3 protein-coding genes are annotated in these 4,358 nt (G+C 46.6%); all 3 read right to left on the minus strand.

What is annotated here, in order from left to right; all coding sequences use genetic code 11:
• Positions 1-233: 233 nt before the first annotated feature.
• A complete protein-coding gene (locus tag ACJWXQ_RS10710; protein ID WP_406672798.1) occupies positions 234-917 on the minus strand; it encodes a DUF4625 domain-containing protein in 684 nt (227 codons plus the stop codon).
• Positions 874-1,734 (minus strand): DUF4625 domain-containing protein, encoded by an 861-nt coding sequence (locus tag ACJWXQ_RS10715; protein ID WP_406672799.1) that lies wholly within the window; start codon positions 1,732-1,734, stop codon positions 874-876. Before ACJWXQ_RS10715 ends, ACJWXQ_RS10710 begins: the two co-directional genes overlap by 44 nt.
• Positions 1,735-1,995: 261 nt before the next feature.
• Positions 1,996-4,358: TonB-dependent receptor (locus ACJWXQ_RS10720; protein ID WP_406672800.1), on the minus strand; the 2,363-nt coding region annotated here is incomplete at its 5' end.

Below are 4,358 nucleotides of genomic sequence, written 5' to 3' on the forward strand. Positions count from 1 at the left end.
TCAAAAAAGCAATTGTTTTTTCCTGAATAGGTATATGTTGATATGAACAGCAGTGCAACTGCAATAAACGGAAAAAAAATGTGTTTTGAGCGGTATATCATAAGATAGTAAGAGTTGTCTGTAATGCCTGTGCCAATAGAATATTTGCAACTGCGAGGCAAAAGTAGCTTGCCTGGAGAAAACAGACAATCCCTAAAAATTGGGAAAAGTGAAAGCTGAATCCCCTGTTTTAGTTATTCCCTTTCCCGTACCTTTATCCCCACTCCTCTGATGGTTTGCCACCCTTCTTTGTCGGTAAGGGCTACAAAGAAATGGTAATCGCCCGTATCGGCATTGGCAGGTATTTCAATATTCACCTCTGCTTCATAGGTTGTTAACCCTTCAGAGATGGTGTACGACTGAATAAACAGAAAAACATCTTCTGTTGGCGTTTTGGGTGGGTCCGGCTCACATTCCTCTGCTTCTGTGCTGTGGCTGTGATGGTCAAAATTGTGATGGATATCAATGCTGTAAGCCCCCAGCTCCTGGTTATCGGTAAAGGTGGCCCTGAAAGTGAAGGTTTCTCCCACATATACTGTGTCACATGCCTGTGGGTAATGATGGGATTCATTCATGTTGATTACTGGAGGCTCATCGTCGACCTCATCTTTGCTGCAAGACCAGGCTGCGAACATGATGATAATTATTCCCATACTCAAAAATGTTCGTGCGAGTATTTTTTTATTCTTCATAAGAAATGCTTTTTCTGTTTTTGTGAAAAAAATGGCTGCTTCAAAAGCCGTTAAATAATAAGTCCATAAATAAATATCAAACGGACAGTATAATTTTTTGAGAATTCGGTTTTTAAAGCAGCCATAAAATGATTTTAAACCATTAATGCATGTGAATATCAATATAATATCTTTCTGAATAGCCAAAAGGCCCACCAAAAGCATCGCGTGATTTTACCAGAATGTAGTATTCAGCATCCTGCCATGCAATATCTCCTTCAATGGGTTTGGGTGTGATATTATTGTCGTACTCAGCACCCACCTCGATAGTAGCTTCAAATGTGTGGCTGGTAGGGCTGTCAAAATCGTGGGTATGCAGCAGGGTTATGGTGTTGGATGCATTCACATCGGCATCTTCCAGGTTCTGATCTACCCTTACCAATCCAATATACATACCGCCCAATCCCATTTCATGAGTAACGGTACCGGTAATAGTGATATTTTCACCTATGTGAAATACCTGACCGTCTGAAGGAGCAGAATCAACAGTAATCTCAGGCGCACTTGTATCTTCGGGGTTTTTCACTTCAAATTCTGCTTCAACTTCGGTCACTTTTCCTTGCTGATCAATCACAGTGAAGTGAAAATGATACTCGCCCAGTTCAGCATCTATAGGAATGTCTATATGCTCGTGAAAATTGGTATTGAGTAAGCCACTGAATTCAGTCCAGGTGTGATCAAACTCCCATCCATGGTCGTCATGCTGACCTGATTTGTGATCATGGTGATGGTCTCCTTCATGATGGATTTCGAGTACAATACGATCAATACGACCTTCTGCCACTATTTCAGCATCAATGTGCAAATCGGATCCCCGATACCCCACTTTGCTGTCATGATGCCCGATTTCAAGATCACTGATCACGGGTGCGGGAAAATCATCGTCGTCGTCGCTGCAACTGACAAATACAAACATGGCCATTACAAAGATGACGGTTAAAGAAAACAAATTTCTGTTCATCATAAAAGGGTTTTAATGGTTAATAAAATGATTTAAAATAATTTCGAAAATTTCAATTCTTAATTCTTTGGTTTCCGGGAAAATCTTTTTGATTTCTCCCTCCGGCACCAACCCACATCCCCCCAAAGACCAATAATAACTGTCATTCCGAACGCAGTGAGGAATCTCAATTCAAACTAATTCATCAATTCATATTTTACTGGACATTACTGATATCAGTTATATAATTCTAATTCTTTGCTTTGTTTCAATTAATGCTCCAATCTAAGGAGCAGCAATGATATCTACCGGCAGTTGAATAGATACCGTCATATTTCTTCCAGGCTCGGGCACCCCAATGAGGCGGTAATGGCTTGTATGCTCCATAAAATGTGTATTTAAAAGGTTATTTACCATTACATTCCAGCTGACAGATTGCCGGCTTATACTGAAAATACCCTGTATCCCAAGGTGTAAGGTCTGATAGGCAGACGTTTTACGCTCGGGAGGGACAATACGGTTCTGGGCTGCAGTGAAACGGGCATCTGCCATGAGGGTTAAATGACGCAAATCTCCTGTAGATTGACTGCCCCAGGGTCTCCACGAAATGCCTGCCAATGCTGAACCGGGAGGTGAAAAGGGCAGGGTAAACCCCTGCTTGTCACCCGACAACTGCTCGCTGTAAATGTACTCAGCCGATAATTCGGTAAAAAAGTTATCTGTCAGATGCCCTTGCAGCGTTACCTCCGCGCCCCAACGCAGAACTTCAGCAGATGTGTAGTGAAAAATCTGGTTGCCTGCACCATAATCAAAGTCAAACAAGTGCGAGGGATTCAGATATATGTAATTGGGAAACCAGGTAATGAAAGGGCTGAAATGGATGCTCCACTGCGAAGCAGAATGCTCAACTCCTACATCCAGCTGCCAGGCGGTTTCGGGCTCAAGCGATGCATCGCCCACCTCATAGCTGAAATGGTGGTAATTGACTCCGTTGGCTGCCAGCTCTTTGGCCAGTGGCACACGAAAACTCCTGCCCACATTGGCTCTTACAATGGTCGCACCACTGTGGTAGTTCACTCCCAGCATGCCACTGAAGCTTCCCATCTCCCTGCGGAGGGCTTCGGCACGCTGCAAGTAGCTGCCCTGCGTGGGAAACCAGTCGTGGTAGGCATCTGTACGCAGAAACGCACGATCATACCTCATGCCGGTACTTACCCGAAGCCGCTCAGCAGCTTGCCATTCGTGCAGAAGATACAGCCCTGCCATCCACTGACGATAAGCCGGCATCAGAAAGGTCACTCCGCCAATACTGTTATCCTGAAATTCTGCACTGGTACCTGCCGTTAGCCGGTGCTGTTCAGAAAGTTGTTGTCGTACCCTGATATTGGCTGATAAAGTATATTTATCAAAAGCCCTTTCCAGGTCGGAGGGTATATCGAGGGTGTCGGGAAAAACCGGAGGCTTATATCCATGATTGACATATTGTGAAAACTCTTCCCGGTGGTTGAGTTGATAACCGGCTTCACTGGTAAGCAAGGTGTTGCCCCATTCGGCCATGGTGCGGTTGATCAGCTTGAGATGGCTGGCCTCTTGCCGTGGGTAGAGAATCTCCCGATCCGAACGGTCATACAAAGCTGTATCTACCCGCCGTGGCTCCAGACCGTGGGCATTGGCAAAAAAGCCCGACTTTTGCTCCACATAACTGAAAAACAAACGACTGGTGGCTTGTCCGCCGGTATATCCCAGTGAGAAGTGGAAGTTCCGCTCGTTACCTGCCGTATTGCGCAAACGGTTTTTGTGCAATGGAACCCGGTATGAGTATACATCTACACTATCTGCCGGCACCCTGGCATCGGCGTAATCTAACCATGTGAAGCGGGAAGAGAAAAACCATCGTTGCTTTCTGCCTTCCACATGGGCAGATGTACCCAACAGGCGGTTGCTGCTTCTCCCCAGCAGATGAGCGCTTCCTGACAAAGAGCCCGGGGGCGGGGCATTGCGCTGGCTCAACTGCACCACTCCTCCTATGGCATCAGAGCCAAATATCAGAGAGGAGGGCCCTTTCACCAGCTCAATGTGGTCGTGGGCAAACTGATCCACCTCCAGGGCATGATCGGCACCCCACTGCTGTCCTTCATGCTTAATGCCATGCTCAGCAACCACAATCCGGTTAAATCCCAGACCGCGTATCAGGGGTTTGGACTGCCCCGAGCCCACATTCACAGCCTGGATGCCCGGCAACCGCCTGAGGGTTTGCATCAAACTGCCATCGTTGTGCAGCTGAATATATTCGGCTCCCACAACATTAACGGCCACAGTTTCTTCTCTTTTGCGCTGCTGCTGAAAGCGATCTTCTACCGTTACCTCCTCCAACGTTCTTGAATCAGGAGGAAGCATAATGTGGGTATAGGAAGTGTCGGCTACTTCCACGTTGCGGGAAACAGTTTTGTACCCCACATGAGAAACCGTCAGCTTCAGGGAGTCAGTAGGCAGGCCGGAAAAATGAAAATGCCCCAGCTGATCAGTAACGGTTGATTGCAAAACGTCCTCTGTCCTGAGCTGCACGGTTGCCCCCGTAAGAGGCTCATTGCTGTAGTCTGTCACCTTTCCCGAAAAGGGGGAGGCATTCACAGGAAGCAAGCCGGACA

It is taken from the genome of Natronospira sp. (assembly GCF_007134575.1).
GTDB classification, from domain to species: domain Bacteria; phylum Pseudomonadota; class Gammaproteobacteria; order Natronospirales; family Natronospiraceae; genus Natronospira; species Natronospira elongata.

Bases quoted from the DNA above. Each gene is read 5' to 3' on its own strand.
- ACJWXQ_RS10715 (WP_406672799.1), bottom strand. From the start codon at position 1,734: ATGATGAACAGAAATTTGTTTTCTTTAACCGTCATCTTTGTAATGGCC.